The organism is Salegentibacter sp. T436, assembly GCF_001932675.1.
GTDB lineage: Bacteria > Bacteroidota > Bacteroidia > Flavobacteriales > Flavobacteriaceae > Salegentibacter > Salegentibacter agarivorans.
The window spans coordinates 615554-635158 of record NZ_CP012872.1; the positions used below are offsets into that span (position 1 = coordinate 615554).

The 19605-nt window shown below is 36.6% G+C and carries 18 protein-coding genes; 14 read left to right on the top strand and 4 right to left on the bottom strand.

The genetic code is table 11. The features are described from left to right. Window positions 1-12: 12 nt before the first annotated feature. Both AO058_RS02640 and AO058_RS02645 read left to right on the top strand, forming a co-directional pair. The gene (locus AO058_RS02640; protein ID WP_093304364.1) at window positions 13-615 is read left to right on the top strand and encodes a DUF4271 domain-containing protein; all 603 of its coding nucleotides are present in this window, start codon (window positions 13-15) and stop codon (window positions 613-615) included. A 28-nt stretch (window positions 616-643) separates the two neighbouring features. Further along, entirely contained in the window at window positions 644-1390 is a 747-nt protein-coding gene (locus AO058_RS02645) for a uroporphyrinogen-III synthase (RefSeq protein ID WP_075325108.1), read from the top strand. A gap of 128 nt (window positions 1391-1518) precedes the next feature. On the opposite strand, the gene pckA is transcribed toward AO058_RS02645, so the two are convergent. Both pckA and AO058_RS02655 read right to left on the bottom strand, forming a co-directional pair. Further along, window positions 1519-3120 (bottom strand): phosphoenolpyruvate carboxykinase (ATP), encoded by a 1602-nt coding sequence (pckA, locus tag AO058_RS02650; RefSeq protein ID WP_075325109.1) that lies wholly within the window; start codon window positions 3118-3120, stop codon window positions 1519-1521. 75 nt (window positions 3121-3195) lie between these two features. Continuing rightward, window positions 3196-3585, bottom strand: a complete 390-nt coding sequence (locus AO058_RS02655; protein WP_075325110.1) for a DUF423 domain-containing protein — start codon at window positions 3583-3585, stop codon at window positions 3196-3198. A gap of 68 nt (window positions 3586-3653) precedes the next feature. Between AO058_RS02655 and AO058_RS02660 the strand changes: the two genes are divergently transcribed. The 4 genes from AO058_RS02660 to AO058_RS02675 all read left to right on the top strand — a co-directional run bounded on the left by AO058_RS02660 (window position 3654) and on the right by AO058_RS02675 (window position 6605). After that, complete coding sequence (locus AO058_RS02660; protein ID WP_075325111.1) at window positions 3654-5027, top strand: saccharopine dehydrogenase family protein; 1374 nt, start codon at window positions 3654-3656, stop codon at window positions 5025-5027. A 51-nt stretch (window positions 5028-5078) separates the two neighbouring features. Continuing rightward, complete coding sequence (locus tag AO058_RS02665) at window positions 5079-5549, top strand: Lrp/AsnC ligand binding domain-containing protein (RefSeq protein WP_075325112.1); 471 nt, start codon at window positions 5079-5081, stop codon at window positions 5547-5549. Window positions 5550-5594: 45 nt separating this feature from the next. Further along, window positions 5595-5909, top strand: a complete 315-nt coding sequence (locus AO058_RS02670) for a hypothetical protein (protein WP_075325113.1) — start codon at window positions 5595-5597, stop codon at window positions 5907-5909. Window positions 5910-6074: 165 nt separating this feature from the next. Next, window positions 6075-6605, top strand: a complete 531-nt coding sequence (locus AO058_RS02675) for a ferritin (RefSeq protein ID WP_075327864.1) — start codon at window positions 6075-6077, stop codon at window positions 6603-6605. 117 nt (window positions 6606-6722) lie between these two features. Here AO058_RS02675 and AO058_RS02680 read toward each other — a convergent pair whose 3' ends face one another. Then, window positions 6723-7409: a zinc metallopeptidase gene (locus AO058_RS02680; protein WP_075325114.1), complete on the bottom strand. Its 687-nt coding sequence runs from the start codon at window positions 7407-7409 to the stop codon at window positions 6723-6725. A 217-nt stretch (window positions 7410-7626) separates the two neighbouring features. On the opposite strand from AO058_RS02680, the gene pyrH reads away from it, so the two are divergent. The 8 genes from pyrH (at window position 7627) to AO058_RS02720 (ending at window position 18881) form a co-directional block, all read left to right on the top strand. Further along, on the top strand, window positions 7627-8334 hold the full coding sequence (gene pyrH / locus AO058_RS02685; RefSeq protein WP_075325115.1) for a UMP kinase: 708 nt from the start codon (window positions 7627-7629) through the stop codon (window positions 8332-8334). Between the two features lie 30 nt (window positions 8335-8364). After that, complete coding sequence (gene frr, locus AO058_RS02690; protein ID WP_075325116.1) at window positions 8365-8919, top strand: ribosome recycling factor; 555 nt, start codon at window positions 8365-8367, stop codon at window positions 8917-8919. Window positions 8920-9118: 199 nt separating this feature from the next. Beyond that, window positions 9119-11572: a DUF5686 family protein gene (locus tag AO058_RS02695; RefSeq protein WP_075327865.1), complete on the top strand. Its 2454-nt coding sequence runs from the start codon at window positions 9119-9121 to the stop codon at window positions 11570-11572. Between the two features lie 78 nt (window positions 11573-11650). Continuing rightward, on the top strand, window positions 11651-14074 hold the full coding sequence (locus AO058_RS02700) for an efflux RND transporter permease subunit (protein ID WP_075325117.1): 2424 nt from the start codon (window positions 11651-11653) through the stop codon (window positions 14072-14074). A 108-nt stretch (window positions 14075-14182) separates the two neighbouring features. Beyond that, window positions 14183-15625 carry an asparagine--tRNA ligase gene (gene asnS / locus AO058_RS02705; RefSeq protein WP_075325118.1) on the top strand — a complete coding sequence of 481 codons (1443 nt, stop codon included), beginning with the start codon at window positions 14183-14185 and terminating at the stop codon, window positions 15623-15625. 173 nt (window positions 15626-15798) lie between these two features. Next, on the top strand, window positions 15799-16668 hold the full coding sequence (locus AO058_RS02710) for an RluA family pseudouridine synthase (protein ID WP_075325119.1): 870 nt from the start codon (window positions 15799-15801) through the stop codon (window positions 16666-16668). A 141-nt stretch (window positions 16669-16809) separates the two neighbouring features. Then, on the top strand, window positions 16810-18276 hold the full coding sequence (rpoN, locus tag AO058_RS02715) for an RNA polymerase factor sigma-54 (protein WP_075325120.1): 1467 nt from the start codon (window positions 16810-16812) through the stop codon (window positions 18274-18276). Further along, window positions 18276-18881, top strand: coding sequence for a hypothetical protein (locus AO058_RS02720; RefSeq protein ID WP_075325121.1), 606 nt, complete (start codon window positions 18276-18278; stop codon window positions 18879-18881). The genes rpoN and AO058_RS02720 overlap by 1 nt, the downstream gene beginning before the upstream one ends. Here AO058_RS02720 and AO058_RS02725 read toward each other — a convergent pair. Then, window positions 18876-19601, bottom strand: a complete 726-nt coding sequence (locus AO058_RS02725) for a porin family protein (RefSeq protein ID WP_075325122.1) — start codon at window positions 19599-19601, stop codon at window positions 18876-18878. The genes AO058_RS02720 and AO058_RS02725 overlap by 6 nt on opposite strands. Window positions 19602-19605: the final 4 nt, after the last annotated feature.

The following is a 19605-nucleotide window of genomic DNA, read 5'->3' on the forward strand; positions in this document are numbered from 1 at the left end:
ACCCTCACGCTAATGGGTGCGTTTCTATTACTGGCTATTGTAAGAACAGCATATCCACAACGTTTTGAGGATTTTCTTTCACTGCTTTCCTCTAACAAATTTATGATGTTTAGAGGAAAGAAGAACAAAGCTTTTCATCCTTTTAACATTTTGCTTTTCTTTGTTCACCTCATCTCTTTTTCCCTGCTTTTCTATCTGTTTTTCAGTTTCTTTTGGAAGGATACAACTTTAAACCCGGCTTTTGTTTTTATACGTATTGCTACTGCTTATGGTAGTTTTGTTCTATTAAAATTTGGGCTGGAAAAAATAGTGGGCAACGTTTTTAATTTAGACCCGCAAATAGACTCTTATCTCTATCAAAAAATAAGCTACCGCAATTTTATAGGACTTATATTATTAATTCCTAGCTTAATATTCGTCTATACCTTTACTCCTACCGCTTTTGCCCTATATACTTTATTGGGTATTTTAGTCCTAAGCAATTTTTTTAGCCTGTTATTGATTTACCGGGAAAATCAAAACCTGATTACTGGCAATTGGTTTTATTTTATTTTGTACCTTTGCGCTCTCGAAATTGCCCCCTATATTATTTTGTACAAGCTAATTACAATTTAAACAAAGGACCAAATAAAAGTATTGATATATGAAAGTGAAAACAATTTTAGTTTCCCAGCCCGAACCTAAAGTAGAGAACTCTCCTTATTTTGAGCTTGAGGAAAAACAAAAAGTAAAAATTGATTTCATCCCTTTTATTCACGTAGAAGGTGTCTCTTCTAAAGAAGTACGCCAGCAAAAAGTAGATCTTACCAAATATTCTGCAATTATTCTTACCAGCCGTAATGCTGTTGATCATTTTTTTAGAATTGCCGAAGAATTGCGTTTTAAGGTGCCAGACACCCTAAAATACTTTTGTTTGAGTGAAGCTGTAGCTTATTATTTACAAAAATATGTGGTTTACCGCAAGCGGAAAATTTATGTTGGGAAAAGAACTTTTGCCGATCTTTCTCCGCTTATTAAGAAATATAAGAACGAGAAGTTTTTACTTCCATCTTCAGATATGCTGAAGCCAGATGTTCCAAAAACGCTAAACAAACTGGGCGTAGAATGGAAACAAGCTACATTTTACAAAACCGTGGTAAGTGACCTTTCTAACCTACGCGATGTAACCTATGATATCCTGGTATTTTTTAGCCCAAGCGGAATCAAATCTTTATTTGAAAATTTCCCAGACTTTGAGCAGAAAGAAACAAAAATTGCAGTATTTGGAAATACAACCATAAAGGCCGCAAAAGAACACGGGCTAACCGTTAATATAAAAGCGCCAACTCCAGATACCCCATCTATGACCATGGCGTTGCAAAAATATATTGCAGAAGCAAATAAGAAATAACATATAGAAGAATTTTAAACCTCACTCTAGTGAGTTAAGATTACCTTCCATTTATATTTTTTTAAATAAAAAATCCGGTGCACTTTACACCGGATTTTTTTGAATCAATTAACTAATTAAAAACAATGCTAGGATGAAGTTGGCCCGCCGGCCATAATTTCATCATTAGCATATGCTTCAAACTTTTCAAAGTTCTTTTTAAAGGAATTTGCCAGTTCTCCTGCTTTTTTATCATAAGCTGCAGTATCTTTCCAGGTATTTCTGGGATTTAAAACTTCTGCAGGCACGTTAGGACAATTTAATGGCATCTGTAGCCCGAACATATTATGCGTACTAAATTCCGCATCTTTTAATTCGCCATTTAGCGCAGCGCTAATCATAGCCCGGGTATATTTTAATTTCATTCGGTTTCCGGTACCATATGGCCCACCGGTCCATCCAGTATTAATTAACCAAACATTTACTCCGGCTTCTTTCATTTTAGCGCTTAACATTTCGGCATATTTTGTAGGGTGCAAAGGCATAAAAGGCGCACCAAAACAGGCTGAAAAACTTGGTACAGGTTCATCTATTCCAGCTTCGGTACCCGCAACTTTTGCCGTATAACCGCTTATAAAATGATAAGCCGCCTGGCCCGGCGTAAGTTTACTTATTGGGGGCAAAACCCCAAAAGCATCGGCGGTTAAAAAGAATATATTCTTGGGATTTTCACCTACCGATGGCACCTGAATATTATCTATATGATGAATAGGATAACTAACTCTTGTATTTTGAGTTATGCTGGTATCAGAAAAATCTACATTCCCGTCCTCGTCCAAGATTACATTTTCCAAAATAGCTCCCGGCTTGATGGCTCGGTAAATATCTGGTTCATTTTCTTCGGTAAGGTTTATCACCTTAGCGTAGCAGCCCCCTTCAAAATTAAAAATTGTATTTTCTTTGGTCCAACCGTGTTCATCATCACCAATTAGTTTTCTGTCAGGATCTGCAGATAAAGTGGTTTTTCCCGTTCCCGAAAGTCCAAAAAATATGGCGGTATCACCATCTTCACCAACATTAGCAGAGCAATGCATTGGAAGCGTATTTTTATCTACCGGAAGTATAAAATTTAAGGCTGAAAATATTCCTTTTTTAATCTCCCCTGTGTAGCCGGTTCCACCAATTAAAGCAATTTTTTTTCTGAAATTAAGAATAGCAAAATTCTCCTGGCGCGTTCCATCTACTTCAGGATTTGCCTTAAAACCGGGAGCGTTAAGAATTAGCCATTCGTCCTTAAAGCTTTCGAGTTCCTTTTCTTCCGGCCTTAAAAACATATTATAGGCAAACATATTAGACCAGGGATACTCATTTACCACCCTAATATTTAAGCGGTATTTTTCTTCGGCGCAGGCATAGGCATCGCGAGCGTAAATTTCCTTATCAGAAAGGTAATTGGCAACCTTATCATAAAGTTTGTCGAATTTGGCAGCATCAAAAGGAATATTGATATCTCCCCACCAAACTTTGTCGCGGGTAATTTCATCTTTTACAATAAAACGATCTTTTGGCGATCTCCCGGTATAAGCTCCCGTGTTAATAGCCAGGGCGCCCGAATTTGTTTCGGTACCAAGACCATGTTCTAAAGTATCGTAATGAAGTTCTTCAGGAGATAACTGGTAGTGTACCGTTGCATTTCTGATCCCGTAGTTTTCTAACGAAATCGTTTTCGTAGTTTGGGTGTGTGCAAGCATAAATTTAAAGTGTGTGGTTTGTTATGGGTACAAAATTATAAATCTTATACACATAAACTGCTAAACTTTCTTAAATTATTTAGACTTAAATTTTATGAATTCCACCAGTAAAAAAATCCACGCGGCTATTAATAGCGTACCTCCCAGCGGGGTCACTAATGCAATTGCCGTAAAATCTATAGTTGTTAAATTATTGGTGGCGAGTAAATATATAGATCCAGAAAAGCAAATTACGCCAAATAGGAGCAGATAAAAGATTGGTTTTTGAAAACGAAATGAGGGCATTTTAAAACCTCCAATAAAAAGAAGTAACAAACCATGATACATTTGATATTTAACCCCGGTTTCAAAAGATTCCCTTGCGGCGATATCTAATAATGGTTTTAAACCATGTGCACCAAAAGCACCAATTATTACTGCTAAAAGTCCAAAAATCGCCCCGGTTATTAAAAATTTCCTATTCATTTAGGTTATTTTTTATGAGTTAAAGATTTAATACATTCGTAAACCACTACACAAAACTAATTTATTTTATGAACAACATTTTAATAATCGGGGCAGGAAAATCTACTTCTGTCCTAATCGACCATCTTTTGTCCAAAGCCGGGACCGAAGATCTCTTTTTAAGAATTGGAGATATTGATCTTGAGAATGCTAAAAAAGCCTGCAAGAATAAAAAGCATTGCGAAGCTTTTCATTTAGATGTTTTTAATGCTGAAAGCAGGGAGAATGCAGTTAAAAGTGCCGATATCGTGATTTCCATGCTGCCGGCGAGATTTCATATAGAAGTTGCCAAAGCTTGCGTAAAGTTCAAAAAGAATATGGTGACCGCCTCTTACATAAGCAAAGAAATGAAAGCTTTAGATGAAGAAGTAAAGGAAAACGGACTCATATTTATGAATGAAATTGGGGTAGATCCCGGTATTGATCATATGAGTGCAATGCAGGTTATAGATCGTATTCGTGATAAAGGCGGAAAAATACTTTTATTTGAATCTTTTACAGGCGGCCTTGTAGCTCCTGAAAGCGACACCAATCTCTGGAATTATAAATTTACCTGGAACCCAAGAAATGTAGTGGTTGCCGGGCAGGGCGGCGTGGCCGAGTTTATACAGGAAGGAAAATATAAATACATTCCTTATCACCGTTTATTTAGAAGAACCGAGTTCCTCCACATTGAAGGTTACGGCAAATTTGAAGGTTATGCCAATAGAAATTCGCTAGACTATATGAGCATTTATGGCCTGGAAGATGTACTTACACTTTACCGCGGTACCATTAGGCGGGTTGGCTTCAGCCGTGCGTGGAATATGTTTGTGCAACTTGGAATGACCGATGATAGTTTTAAAATGAAAGATTCAGAAAATATGAGCTATCGTGATTTTGTGAATTCCTTTCTCCCTTATTCCCCTACAGATACTGTAGAACTTAAACTTCGGCATAATTTAAAAATAGATCAGGACGATCTTATGTGGGAAAAACTGTTGGACCTGGATTTATTCAATAAAGACAAAAAAATTGGAATTAAAGAAGCTACGCCTGCCCAAGCCCTACAGAAAATCTTAATGGATAAATGGAGCCTGGCCCCAGACGATAAGGATATGATTGTAATGTACCATAAATTTGGTTACGAATTAAAAGGCAAGAAAAAACAGATAGATTCAACTATGGTGCACATTGGGAAAGACCAAACTGAAACTGCAATGGCAAAAACCGTGGGGCTTCCTGTAGCCATAGCTACTTTAAAAATCTTAAAGGGCGAAATAACCACACCCGGCGTTCAGCTTCCTATTAAAAAAGAAGTTTATGAACCCATTCTAAAAGAATTAGAGAAACACGATATTGTTTTTAAAGAAAAAGAGACCGAATATTTGGGTTATAACCCTTTTGGAGAAGTAGGAAATTAAATTTTTGAATTCAATTTGCTACTTTAGCTCTTTAACCAATAAACCTCCCAAATGAAAGTTGTAAACGAGACTGTTGTTATAGATGGTATAGATAAAACCATCCTGAATTTCTTAATGGAAGATGCCAAAAAATCTATTTTAGAAATCGCCAGGAATATCGGGATTACCGGTGCAGCAGTTCACCAGCGTTTACGCAAATTGGAAAAAGCAGGTTTAATTGAAGGCTCTAAACTTATGATAAACCCCCGCAAGTTGGGCTATAAAACTATGGCCTTTGTAGGGGTTTACTTAGATAAAGCAGTTAGTAACCCGCAGGCTGTAAAACAGCTAAGCCGAATTCCTGAAGTAATTGAATGCCATTACACCACCGGGAATTGGTCTATTTTCATCAAAATATTATGTAGAGATAACGAGCATTTAATGAATGTACTCAACAAAGATATTCAGGCTATAGAAGGGGTTTCAAGAACCGAAACCTTTATTTCGTTAAATCAACAAATAAAAAGGCAAATCAAAATTTAATATTCTTTGGATTTATTCTAAATAAGAATTAATTTTGGCTGCAGTATGAAAGTATTACACCAGTCTCAATTCTTTACTTCTTATCAATGTGATAAGCAGCGATGCTTTTTTATTGAATTTCCGCATAAAACCATTCAGCTTGGTTTTTGCCAGTTTTTAGCGTTTAGACAGCAAGTTAAAGAAATTGACCTGGATTCTCATTTTAATGGGCAAAACCCGCACGGTTTGGAAATGCTTATGCTATGCAATAGGCAACACTTCTTTGTTTTTAATACTTTAGAATGTATAGATCTTAAAGAATTTATTACCGGTTCTTTTGCTATGCTTGAACTTAATTCCCTGCTTACCAATTCAGTTTAATCTATTTCACTTTAGACTATTTCTAAATTCTATTCCTAATTAGGTTCTTACCGCCTATTTGGCTAATTTTATAGAAAATGACTAATAAACCGGCACAATGCTGGTCGCAAAAAAATGGTTAAGCACAAATCTGGTGAAGTAAATAGCATTAAAAATACAAAGAAAATGAAAGATTTAGTAAGACAAAATTTAAGTATCCATGTAGATGTCATGGATCTTTTAAATAAACAAATTGAAAAAGAAGCACATTCATCATCAGCTTATTTAGCTATGGCTTCCTGGTGCGATCACAATGCCCTTTCTTATAGTGCCGATTTCTTTTACGAGCAAGCTGCAGAAGAAAGAGAGCATATGATGAAGATCTTTAGATTTATTAACGATAATGGTGGTACCGCGTATTCTCCAGAAGTTAGTGGTGTAAATCACGATTTTAAATCTTTGGAAGAAATCTTTGAAACTGCTTTAGACCAGGAAATTGCTATTACCAAAGCAATTCACAATATTGTAGGTAAATGCCGAAAATTAAACGATTATACTACCGAGTATTTTCTACAGTGGTTTATAGCAGAGCAAATGGAAGAAGAGCAAACAATGCGCCGTGCGCTAGAGTTATTTGATCTTATGGGCACCGAAGGCCTGGGTCTTAAATTATTAGATGAGCGCATCCCGCAAATTAGAGACAAACGTGCAGAATAGATTTTTATAAGAAAATATGCATCATTCTGAATTTATTTCAGATCATTAAATTAAAAAACCCGCTTCAGTTGAAGCGGGTTTTCTTTTATAAAATTTTCCGAAGAAATATTTTCAATATTAATCTCTTCCCATATAAATACTAAGAAAGTAAAGCAAAGTTGCTAAAGAACCAACTGCGGCAACCACATAAGTTCTGGCGGCCCATTTTAGAGAATCTTCGGCAGCTTCATGTTCCGGTCCAGAAACCATATTTTCGGTTTCTAACCAGGCTAAAGCGCGTTTACTCGCATCATATTCTACGGGTAAAGTTATAAAACTGAATAAGGTTCCCATTCCAAACATGATAATTCCAATAAGTAAAACGGTGCTTCCTATAGCCGTAGTGGCCATTAAGATTAATCCTCCAAAAATCACCCATTGGGAAAATCTTGAGGCTATACTTACCACAGGCACCAACTGGCTTCTCATGGTTAACCAGCTATAAGCATTAGCATGCTGAATAGCGTGACCGGTTTCGTGCGTTGCCACAGCAGCGGCAGCAGCGTTTCGTTGGCTGTAAACCCCTTCAGAAAGGTTAATTGTTTTTTTCTGTGGATTGTAATGATCGGTCAACATTCCCGGTGTAGAAATTACTTTTACATCAGTAATATTGTTGTCTCGTAACATTTTTTCGGCGAGCTCTTTTCCACTCATTCCGTTTTGTAAATGGACTTTAGAGTATTTTTTAAATTTACTCTTCAGTTTATTACTCACATACATACTCACTATAAAAATGAGCCCTGCAATAATATAATATCCTAACATTTTCTTTTCTGTTTAATTAACCCAAAGATAGCAAAAACCTCGCCATTTGTATTTTCAATTAAGACTTGACATTTTAAAATAAACTCACAGAATTTTAACTGAAATGAAACTTAGACTCCAATAAAAAAATTGGTAATTAGCGGAAGATTGATTGTGAATATGTTATTTTACAATTTAAGATATTACCTATATTTGCACCAATCACTACAAAAAGGCTATGCAATACAAAAGAATACTTTTAAAATTATCGGGAGAAGCATTAATGGGACAACGCCAATATGGCATAGATCCCGATCGCCTGGCAGAATATGCCGAGGAGATTAAAGAAGTTACCGATAAAGGAATAGAAGTAGCCATTGTTATAGGCGGCGGAAATATTTTTAGAGGAGTTGCCGGGGCAAGTAAAGGAATGGATCGGGTGCAGGGAGACCATATGGGTATGCTTGCTACTGTAATTAACGGTTTAGCTTTACAAAGTGCGCTGGAAGATGCCGGAGTTCAAACCAGGTTACAATCTGCTATAAAGATCAATGAAGTTGCTGAACCTTTTATTAGAAGAAAAGCTATGCGCCATTTAGAAAAAGGCCGCGTGGTAATTTTTGGAGGCGGAACTGGAAATCCTTATTTCACCACAGATTCTGCTGCAGTTTTACGTGCTATTGAAATTCACGCCGATGTTATTTTAAAAGGAACCCGTGTAGACGGAATTTACAATGCCGACCCTGAAAAGGATAAAAAAGCTACAAAATTCGATTTTATTTCTTTTGACGATGTAATTAGAAAAGGCCTGAAAGTGATGGATACCACCGCGTTCACCTTAAGCCAGGAAAATGAACTCCCAATAATTGTTTTTGATATGAATACCCCCGGAAATCTTTTAAAAGTAGTGACCGGAGAAAGAATAGGTACAAAAGTTAATTTATAAAGATTTACGCTCAACTAATATTTTTTAAAAATGGAAGACGAAATTGAATTTATTATAGACACCGCCAAGGAAAATATGGACAAGGCAATTGAACATTTAAAGAAACAATTGCAAAACATTCGGGCGGGTAAAGCCAACCCGGCGATGCTTGGAAGTGTAATGGTAGAATATTATGGAGCTCAAACCCCGCTTCAACAGGTTGCCAATGTGAATACACCAGATGCCCGAACTATTTCTATTCAGCCTTTTGAAAAAAGCCTGATTAAAGATATTGAAAAAGGAATAATGCTGGCAAACCTTGGTTTTAATCCAATGAACAACGGTGAGAGTGTAATTATAAACGTACCACCCTTAACTGAAGAGCGCCGTAAGCAACTTACAAAACAGGCAAAAGCGGAAGCGGAAGATGCCAAAATTGGAGTAAGAAACGACCGAAAATCAGCTAACAACGAATTGAAGAAACTTGATATTTCTGAAGATTTACTTAGAGATGCTGAAAATGAAGTTCAGGAATTGACTGATGCCCACATTTCCCGTATAGATTCTATCCTGGAAAACAAGGAAAAAGAAATTATGACTATATAATAGAAAGTCATTTTCTCTTGTTATTTTAGAGGCTGTTTGAAGAATTTTAAAATCGTCATCCTGAACTGGCTTCAGGATCTAAACTGGAAGCTGAATACTCCCGAAGTTTAGGGAAAGGAAAGCTTGACGACAATAAGTTTCTCAAACAGCCTTTTTTATTTTAGTGATTAATCAATTTGTTCATAATTCAGAAAAACCTATGCGCTCTCCGTTATTGCTTATTTTTCTGTTTTTTTCCTTTAATGTTTTTGCTCAGCAAAACCTAAGAGGAAGAATTGTAAACGAACAAACCGGCGATCCCCTCGCCTACGCTAAAATAACCTATGGTGATAAAGAAGATTTAAGCAAAATAGACGGCAGTTTTTCAATTACGCTTACAAAAAATGAAACCCAACTTAGTATTTCTTATGTGGGTTTTGAAACACAAAACTTCAAAGTTTCAAAAGATGTAGAATTTGTAAGAATTAAATTGACTCCTAAAATTGAAAGCCTTGCTACTGTAACTATTTCTTCAGAAAAAAATAAAGCGAATGCAATAATTGAAAAAGCAATCGCCCGAAAGCCCGAAAACGATCCTGAAGAAAAACTGCAAAAATTCAATTTTAAAAACTATAATAAATTTATTGTAGACAATGAAACCGCCGCATTGGAAATGGCGAGCGATAGCACCAATCTCGAAATTGGCACCATTATAAATTCGGCTGCAAGTTATTTTTCAGAAAAAGTTTCAAGATTTTATTTTTCCCAGGCAGATGGTTTAAAAGAAGAAGTTCAGGCTTTAAAAACCGCCGGATTTGAAGACCCGGTGTACGAGATTTTATCGCTTTCGGTAAATCCATTTTCACTCTACGATAAAGATTTTAGAATTTTTGAAACAGATTATGCCGCGCCCTTGCAAAATTCTGCTTTCAGAAATTATTCGTTTAAAATTTTAGATACCACTACCACTTCCCGCCCCGCTTATGTAATTTATTTTAAACCTAAAAGGCAACGTGCGGTTGCAGGTTTAGAAGGGGTGCTTTATTTAGACACCAAAACATACGCCATACAGCAGACAAAAGCCCAGCTTCTGGGTGCTATAAAACTAGAAATAGATCAGGAATACAAATATTTCCCCGACGAAAATTTATGGTTTCCAAAAACTCAAAAAATCACCATTAGACCAGGAAATGGGGACCAGGCGATTTCGGTTTTTGGCGGAGTTATTTCTACAGGAACACTTCAGAAAAAAGAATCTATTCTAAATAATATTCTTGCCCCGGGAAGAAGTGATCCTAACCTGTTTTTAAATGTAACCAGCACTAATTTTGATATTCAGTTGAATTCTGAAGAGAGCTTAGAAAGCTCAGCTGAAATTTTGGTTAAAACTGATGCGAATTCCCGGGAAGATCTTTTTTGGAAAGAAAACAGAACCGAAATTTTAAGTACACAAAACAAGCTAAGTCGCCAACGAGCAGAACGACTTATTAAGGAAAAAGAAGTTGAAGAAAAAATAAGCTTTCAAAAATCGATTGCTACAGGTTATTATCCGGTGGGATTTTGGGATTTTGATCTTGGCAAATTCTTTAAATTCAATAACTACGAAGGCATTCGCCTGGGATTTGGCGGGAAGACCAACGAACAATTATCTAAAAAATTCAGTTTAAACGGCTACCTGGTATATGGCACCAAAGATGAAGTATTTAAGTATAACCTCGGGACCTCAATTCATTTAAATAAGACTACCGAAACCGATCTTAAATTCAACTACACCCGCGATATTGTTGAAACCGGAAGTTTTAATTATCTACAAGGCAAAAACGATTTTTCTATTATAGAACCACGCTTTGTAAATATTAATTTTTTCTACGAACATCGCACGTTAAGCAGTGGTTTAACCCATAGATTCGGGTCTAATTTTAAAACTGAACTTCGGTTGTCTAAAAGCAATATTTATCAAATTCGAGATTACAGCTTTTTGCTGAACGGCCAGGAATTTTCTAAATACACGCTTTCTGAAGCTACATTTTCTTTTTTATGGCGGCCATTTGCTAAATTTCTAAAAACACCAAATGCTACCAAATTAATAGAAAAAGGTTACCCAAAGTTTACGGGCCAAATCACTAAAGGAATTTCTGGAATTGGCGGAAGCGATTTTGATTATACCAAATTTGGGCTTTTGGTAGAACACGAAATAAAAAGACTTAACCAATCCCGAACCGAAATTATCCTGGAAGGTAATTATGCCACAGGCGAAGTTCCGCTTACGCATTTATTTCATTCGCTGCCAAACAGCCCCAGGCGGAAGGGTATCCTTAGGCGGTTTTCAGTAGCGGGAAGACGCAGTTTTGAAACCATGTTTTATAACGAGTTTTTTAGCGATAAGCAGGCTATGTTGCACATAAAGCATCAATTAAGACCCATAAATATTCACCGGTTAATTCAGCCAGAACTTGTATTTATTTCCCGCCACGCCATTGGAGATATTAGCCATCCAGAAAGGCATAGTATTCCGTTTAAAAGTTTAGAACAGGGTTATCATGAATTTGGAATAGAACTACAAAAAATACTTGTAGGTTTTGGCCTGGGAGCGGCCTACCGCTATGGCCCCTATAGTCTGCCTACTTTTGATGAAAATTTCGCATTTAAATTCACTTTTCATTTAGATATTTAATCCTGAGCTACTTTAGGAGTTTAAACAGCATTAAATAGGCTTCCTTTTTATACCTTTGCGCTCGCTTAAAAACTTCCCATGGCCAAGATTTTTAGTTTCGGATTCTGGAACTCAATTGCGCGATTAATTTTGCGGAACAGGATTATTATACTTTTACTTATAATCGCCACTACGGTATTTCTTTCCACACAGTGGAAAAATATGCGTTTTTCTTATACCGAAGCCAACCTTTTACCAGACGATCACGAAGACAATATTGCCTATAATGAGTTTCTAGATAAATTTGGAGAGGAAGGGAATTTGGTTTTGCTTGGCGTAAAAGATTCTACCCTCTTTAAACCGGAAAATTTTGAAGCGTGGAAAGAGCTTACCAAAACTTTAGAAGCCTTCCCTGCGGTAGATTATGCAATTTCGGTTAGTAATCTTCAGCAATTAAAGAAGTTTGAAGATCCCAGCCGATTTGAGATGGTGCCTTTTATTACTGAAGATAATCCTACCGAAGAAGAACTTCAACAATATCAGGATCAACTTTACAATGAGTTACCATTTTATGAAAACCTGGTCTATAGTTCACATTCCAACACCTTACAATCGGCTATTTATTTAAATAAAGAAATCGTTAATTCTAAAGAACGCAAAACCTTTGTTATAGATGAGCTGCAACCCCTCATTGCTAATTTTGAAGAAAAAACAGGCATAGACGTAAAAGTCTCTGGAATGCCTTACATAAGAACCTTGAATTCCCAGAATATAATTGATGAAATAGGGCTTTTTATTCTCGCAGCACTTGGGGTGACATCGCTTATATTTTTCTTCTTTTTCAGATCTATTAGAGCAACGATTATTTCTATGATCACGGTTTGCATTGGGGTAATGTGGGCCTTTGGGGTAATAGGCTTGTTTAATTATGAAATCACGGTACTTACTGCACTTATCCCGCCATTAATTATTGTAATAGGAATTCCCAACTGTATTTTTCTGATAAATAAATATCAACAGGAAATTAAAAAACACGGAAACCAGGCAAAATCACTTCAAAGAGTAATCACCAAAGTGGGAAATGCCACTTTAATGACCAATATTACCACCGCATCTGGTTTTGCAACTTTTATACTTACCGATAGCACGCTCCTAAAGGAATTTGGTATTGTAGCTTCTATAAATATTGTGGCGATTTTTATTCTCAGCCTGCTGATAATTCCAATTATCTACAGTTATATGAATTTGCCAAGGCGTAAACACCTTAAACACCTTAACAAGCGATGGATTGGCGGTTTTGTGAACTGGATGGAGCAAATGGTGAGACACCGCCGCATTAGTATTTATATAACCTCTATAGTTCTTCTGGTTGTGAGCATTATTGGAATTTACACCATAAAGATCTCGGGAAGTTTATTAGAAGATATGCCCGAAGAAGCTGAATTCTTCCAGGATATTAAATTTTTTGAAGAAGAATTTGACGGGGTAATGCCTTTAGAAATTCTTGTGGATACAAAACGTAAAAATGGCGTTTTAAAACCTGCCACGCTTAAACGCATGGAAGAACTGGAAAATCATCTCGCTGAAATTCCTGAACTTTCCCAACCAATTTCCATAACCCGGCTGGTAAAATATTCTAAACAGGCTTTTTATAATGGCGATGCCCAATATTATCAATTACCGAGTTCACAGGAACAAAACTTTATAATGCCGTACACCAAAGGATTTTCTTCAAATGAAAACCTACTCACTTCGTATATAGACAGTACGGGAAGGTATGCGAGAATTACCACCTATATGAAAGATGTGGGAACCGATAAAATGGAAGAACTGGAAGAAGACCTCTGGCCCCAGATTAATAAAATTTTCCCCCAGGAACGCTACGAAATTTCAATGACGGGTAAAGCTTTTATCTTCCAAAAAGGAACCAATTACCTGGTAAAAAATCTTATTATTTCGCTTTCCTTGGCCATTTTATTAATTGCAATATTTATGGCCTGGATGTTTAGATCGTTCAGAATGATTATTGTTTCCCTTGTTCCTAACCTACTACCCTTGCTGGTAACTGCAGGAATGATGGGCTTTTTAGGTGTTCCTATAAAACCTTCTACAATCCTGGTGTTTAGTATAGCTTTTGGAATTTCGGTAGATGATACCATTCATTTTTTAGCAAAATACAGGCAGGAATTAAAAGCTAATAATTGGAGAATTAAACGATCGGTTTACGCGGCGCTACGGGAAACAGGAGTTAGTATGTTTTATACTTCTATTGTGCTGTTTTTCGGATTTTCGGTATTTATGATTAGTAGTTTTGGCGGAACTGTAGCCCTGGGTGGTCTTGTTTCGGCAACCTTACTTTTCGCAATGCTGGCTAATTTATTATTACTTCCTTCTTTATTGCTTTCCTTAGAGAAAAATATTGCCAACAAAGAGGTTATGAAAGAACCCGCAATGAAGATTATTGAAACCGACGAAGACGAAGCCGAAATTGAAAAAGAGGAATCTAAAAATTCAGAAAGATAATCAACAAAGCGCTTGGGGAATTAACCTCCTAGTGTGATTAATAAAAACCGGCTTGCTTTGCAGGCTGAGACGGATAAATTATATTTGTTTTTTCTAAATCTAACATAAATGATACAAGCAAAAATTGCTGAAATATTAGACAGCAATCAATTTCTACAGGAATTTGAGGTGAACGGCTGGGTTCGTTCTTTTAGGAGCAATCGCTTTATTGCCTTAAACGATGGATCTACCATTAACAACCTGCAATGTGTAATAGATTTTGAGAATTTTGACCAGGACGAGCTTAAAAGAATCACCGTTGGTGCTGCCGTTTCTGTAAAAGGAACTTTGGTTGAAAGCCAGGGAAATCAGCAACGAGTTGAGATTGAGGTAAAAGAGTTTAAAATTCTTGGCGATGCAAATCCCGAAGAAGTAAAACTTACCATTCTTTCACCAAAGCGACACAGCCTGGAAAAACTAAGAGAGCAGGCACATTTACGTGTGCGCACAAATACTTTTGGCGCCATTATGCGTGTGCGATCTAAACTGTCTTTTGCCGTGCATAGTTATTTTCAGCAAAATAACTTTCATTATGTAAACACTCCAATTATTACGGGAAGTGATGCCGAAGGTGCCGGCGAAATGTTTAGAGTTAGCGCTTTAGATATGGAAAACCCGCCAAAGAATGAAGATGGCAGTATAGATTTTCGTGAAGATTTCTTCGGAAAAGAGACTAATTTAACGGTTTCAGGACAACTGGAAGGTGAAGCCTACGCGATGGGACTTGGGCAGATCTATACTTTTGGTCCAACATTTAGAGCTGAAAATTCTAATACTTCCCGCCATTTAGCCGAATTCTGGATGATAGAGCCTGAAGTTGCTTTTTGTGATCTGGACGGCAATATGGATTTAGCTGAAGATTTTATAAAATATGTACTTAAATATATTTTAGATCATTGCCATGACGACCTTGAGTTTTTAGACAAACGTTTTAAAGCTGAAGAAGAAGCCAAACCAAAAGCAGACCGCAGCGGATTGGGATTATTGGAGAAACTTCATTTTGTAATAGATAACAACTTTAAGAGAGTTAGTTATACTGAAGCTATCGAAATTCTTAAAAATTCAAAGCCCAATAAAAAGAAGAAGTTCAACTATATTATTGAAGAATGGGGCGCCGATCTGCAAAGTGAACACGAACGTTTTTTAGTTGAAAAACATTTTAAATGCCCGGTAATTTTATTCGATTATCCCGCAAATATTAAAGCTTTTTATATGCGTCTTAACGAAGACGGTAAAACCGTAAGAGCAATGGACATACTTTTCCCAGGAATTGGAGAAATTGTTGGCGGTTCACAAAGGGAAGAGCGTTTAGACGTGCTTCAAAATAAAATGAAGGAATTAAATATAGACGAAAAAGAATTGTGGTGGTACCTTGATACTCGTAAGTTTGGAACCTGTGTTCACAGTGGCTTCGGACTTGGGTTTGAGAGACTGGTACAATTCGTAACCGGAATGGGAAATATCAGGGATGTAATTCCATTCCCAAGATTCCCCGGTAACGCTGAGTTTTAAGATATTTTAAAAACCTCACAGGCTTTCAAAACTTGTGAGGTTTTTTTATTCTTGTCTATGTCCCGTCCTGAATTTATTTCAGGATCTAATTTGATTAAAAATTTGCATCATGTTAGAAGCTGAAACAAGTTCAGCTTGACGAAAGCTTTTAGTTTATAATAACCACCTGACCATTGAAAATTAGAGAAACGCATATTGTTCCCGTAATAACTGAAAAAATCAGGTTACAAGAATATGCGGTTTCTATCTTTGCTTCCCTTCCCACCAAAAGCTCGCTTAAGAAGGCTTTAAAAAAAGAACTTATCCTTTTAGACAGGCAACCCGCAAAAACTTCAGACTGGATTAAGGAAGGTCAAAAACTGGAATTGCTTGAATCCGAAAATCCAGTAAGAAAAGTATTCACTTTAAAACTGGAAGTGATTTTTGAAGATGATTACCTGGCGGTTATTCATAAACCAGCCGGAATTCCCACCAGCGGAAATTACTTTAAAACTATTGAGAATGCTTTAGGTTTTAATTTAAATGAATCTAAAGCCAAAGATGCACTACCGGCTCCCCTACCCGTTCACCGTTTAGACAATCCAACTTCGGGTTTATTGCTTATTGCTAAAAACAAAGCGGTGCAGGTAGATTTAAACAGGTTATTTGAAGAAAAAAAGATTCAAAAAAGTTATGTTGCGCTTGTCTTTGGAAGTCTTTCTGCTTCAGTTATTTTAAACGATAAAATTGAAGAAAAAGATGCGGAAACCCACATTGAGGTTCTAGAACATTTTCAGCTTAAAAACGAAGATTTTAGCCTGGTTAAAGCTTTTCCTAAAACCGGTAGAACCCACCAAATAAGAATTCATCTTGCAAAACATAGAAATCCAATTGTGGGCGATAAACTTTATGGTAAACCTTCAAAAATCATAAAAAAAGGTGGCTTGTTTCTAGCAGCCACCGGGCTTGAATTTATACATCCTGTGAATAAAAATAATTTGAATTTAGAACTTCCGCTTCCGAAGAAATTCAGAGAAATTAAGAGTTTCTCTAAGAATACTTAACAAAATTTTACCACAATCATTTACTATGCCAAAGGCTGTGTCGCATTGTTTTGCTTATTTTTGTAGTAAACAACAATTGTTTTGACCTTGCGTTAAAATAGAATAAATCTCACCCGCAGGTGAGTAAAGGAAAATAAATATATGCTTAAACAGCAATTAAATCTCAAATTATCCCAAAAGCTTTCCCCCCAGCAAATCCAGCTGATGAAGCTTATACAACTTCCTACGCAGGCTTTTGAGCAGCGTATAAAACAGGAACTGGAAGAAAATCCGGCTTTGGAAGATGGTAAGGTGGAAACCAAGGATGAGTATGAGGAATATGAAGACGATTATAGTGATAGAGAGCGAGAAGATGAAGGAACCGAATCTATAGAAGCTGAAATTGATGTTGATGAATATTTAAGCGACGATGAAGTACCAAGTTACAGGCTGCAAGCCAATAATTACAGTGCAGACGATGACGAGAAAAGCGTGCCTTACGCTTCTGGAACTTCGTTTACACAATATTTAACCACGCAATTAAGTACGCTTAGGTTTGATGAAACCGAAGAACAAATTGCCGCTTTTTTAGTAGGTAGCGTAGATGAAAGTGGTTATTTGAGAAGAGAACTACAGGACGTGGTAGACGACCTGGCTTTTACCCAGAATATTTATACAGATGAAGCTTCGGTAGAGAAAGTGCTGAAAAAGGTGCAGGAACTTGATCCAGCCGGCGTAGGTGCCAGATCGCTTCAGGAATGCCTACTTATTCAATTAAGACGCAAAGAGCCGACAAAAGGCGTAGAAATGGCTGAAGACATACTGGAAAGATCTTTTGATCAATTCAGTAAAAAACATTACACCAAAATTCTTTCAAGACACGATATTTCTGAAGATGAATTAAGGGAAGCCATAGATGTTATTGAACACTTAAATCCAAAACCCGGCGGTTCTTATTCAGGAAACACCCGAATGGTAGAACACGTAATTCCAGATTTTACCATTAAAATTGTAGATGGAGATTTAGAATTAAGTCTTAACGGAAGAAATGCACCACAAATGCACGTCTCTCGTGATTATAGCGATATGCTGAAGGGTTACAAGGAATCTAAAGAAAAAACAAAAGCGCAGAAAGATGCGGTGATGTTTATAAAACAAAAACTCGATGCTGCAAAGTGGTTTATTGAAGCTATAAAACAAAGACAGCAAACCTTAATGGTAACGATGAGTTCTATTATGAACTATCAAAAAGAATATTTTCTTACCGGCGACGAACGAAATCTACGTCCAATGATTTTAAAAGATATCGCCGATGAGATTGAAATGGATGTTTCTACCGTTTCACGTGTAGCCAACAGTAAATATGTAGACACTCCCTACGGAACAAAGCTCATAAAAGAATTCTTCTCTGAATCTATGAAAAACGACCAGGGAGAAGATGTTTCTACCCGGGAGATTAAAAAGATCCTGGAGATGTCTATTGAAGAAGAAGACAAGCGAAAACCGCTTACCGATGAGAAGCTCGCTAAGGTTTTAAAAGATAAAGGGTATCCAATTGCCAGGCGAACCGTAGCAAAATACAGGGAACAATTAGATATTTCGGTTGCAAGATTGCGAAAAGAAATTTAATGAAATTCCTTTTAAAAAGCGCCTCCTTTATATTTCATCCGCTTTGGATACCGCTAGCAGGGAGTTTACTTTATTTTTTATTTACACCGAGATTTTTCCCGCCGGGTGTAATGCAGGCAAAACTTCTTGCCATTGCAATTTTAACCGTATTTATTCCCGTTGTATTTTACTTTTTGCTTAAAAACCTGGGAAAGGCTCAATCAATCTTTTTAGAAGATGTACGCGAGCGTAGATGGCCTTTGCTTTTCTTTGCCATTTTAATCACCATGGTGCTCAACCAGATTTTGAATGCTTATAATTATGCCGCATTATATTATTTTTTTATAGGTATTCTTTTTTCCACTTTACTGGCCTTTACTCTAGTATTGTTCCGGTTAAAAGCAAGTTTACATATAATGGCGCTTAGCGGGCTTATAATATTCTTAATAGGTGTAAGCCTCAACTTTCAATTAAACTTAACCTACACCATTAGTTTTTTAATTCTCGCGCTGGGTATTACTGCTTCCTCAAGGCTTTATTACAAAGCACACACCTATAATGAACTTTTACTTGGTTTATTTTGTGGGGTAATTCCGCAGTCTTTGGTTTTATATTTCTGGTTATAGAATATAGAACATAAGTCCAACCCTAAAGACCGAAATATCTATAGTCTCTTCATTTAAACGAGCTTCAGGAAAAAGGGAATTTAGGCTGTAATAAACATGAAAATTGAAAGTATTATAGCCAAAAGTAAAGGTTGCCCCCAGCCGGAAACGATCTAACTCTGGCACATCAGTTTGAACCACCTGATTATCTGGTTGTACAAAATTACTCCTAAAATGATAGATATAACCGAATTTTAATCCGGTATAAATTCTCCAAAATTTATAAGTTTCTGGAGTGGAAGTACGCCAGCGAAACTCCAGGGGAGCTTCAATTAATTGTGCAGTAAAGCGATTTGTACTATAATCAATGTCTCGTGTTAAGCTTCTAAAGATGGTTTCTCCGTTATCATCTTCCCCTATAAACAAATTGTGACTATAGCTATTCAAAGACCAGCCTAAACCGGCTGCAATAGCGATATTTCGACGTTTATTTATGGGGAAATCTCTTGTAAATCCGGTGTGAATCCCTCCGGAAAATCCAGATTGGGATATAGCTTCAGGTTTGTTGCTTATTAAATTAAAGGTTAGCCCAATGTAAAACTGATCTTCCCGGTACAAACTATCTATTACCACCGGAACGGAGTCTGGGATGCTTTTTAATCTAATTTCTTCTTCGGTTTGGGCCAATAACGGCGTAGAAAAAAATATAAAGAAGAAAACAAGGTAGTATATTCTATTCATTTTA

Coding starts and splice junctions, on each gene's coding strand:
- pckA (WP_075325109.1), bottom strand. CDS start 3,120: ATGCTTGCACACACCCAAACTACGAAAACGATTTCGTTAGAAAACTAC.
- AO058_RS02700 (WP_075325117.1), top strand. CDS start 11,651: ATGGCCAAGATTTTTAGTTTCGGATTCTGGAACTCAATTGCGCGATTA.
- AO058_RS02640 (WP_093304364.1), top strand. CDS start 13: ATGGGTGCGTTTCTATTACTGGCTATTGTAAGAACAGCATATCCACAA.
- AO058_RS02680 (WP_075325114.1), bottom strand. CDS start 7,409: ATGTTAGGATATTATATTATTGCAGGGCTCATTTTTATAGTGAGTATG.
- AO058_RS02645 (WP_075325108.1), top strand. CDS start 644: ATGAAAGTGAAAACAATTTTAGTTTCCCAGCCCGAACCTAAAGTAGAG.
- AO058_RS02665 (WP_075325112.1), top strand. CDS start 5,079: ATGAAAGTTGTAAACGAGACTGTTGTTATAGATGGTATAGATAAAACC.
- AO058_RS02720 (WP_075325121.1), top strand. CDS start 18,276: ATGAAATTCCTTTTAAAAAGCGCCTCCTTTATATTTCATCCGCTTTGG.
- AO058_RS02675 (WP_075327864.1), top strand. CDS start 6,075: ATGAAAGATTTAGTAAGACAAAATTTAAGTATCCATGTAGATGTCATG.
- AO058_RS02695 (WP_075327865.1), top strand. CDS start 9,119: ATGCGCTCTCCGTTATTGCTTATTTTTCTGTTTTTTTCCTTTAATGTT.
- pyrH (WP_075325115.1), top strand. CDS start 7,627: ATGCAATACAAAAGAATACTTTTAAAATTATCGGGAGAAGCATTAATG.
- frr (WP_075325116.1), top strand. CDS start 8,365: ATGGAAGACGAAATTGAATTTATTATAGACACCGCCAAGGAAAATATG.
- AO058_RS02655 (WP_075325110.1), bottom strand. CDS start 3,585: ATGAATAGGAAATTTTTAATAACCGGGGCGATTTTTGGACTTTTAGCA.
- AO058_RS02725 (WP_075325122.1), bottom strand. CDS start 19,601: ATGAATAGAATATACTACCTTGTTTTCTTCTTTATATTTTTTTCTACG.
- AO058_RS02670 (WP_075325113.1), top strand. CDS start 5,595: ATGAAAGTATTACACCAGTCTCAATTCTTTACTTCTTATCAATGTGAT.
- AO058_RS02660 (WP_075325111.1), top strand. CDS start 3,654: ATGAACAACATTTTAATAATCGGGGCAGGAAAATCTACTTCTGTCCTA.
- rpoN (WP_075325120.1), top strand. CDS start 16,810: ATGCTTAAACAGCAATTAAATCTCAAATTATCCCAAAAGCTTTCCCCC.
- asnS (WP_075325118.1), top strand. CDS start 14,183: ATGATACAAGCAAAAATTGCTGAAATATTAGACAGCAATCAATTTCTA.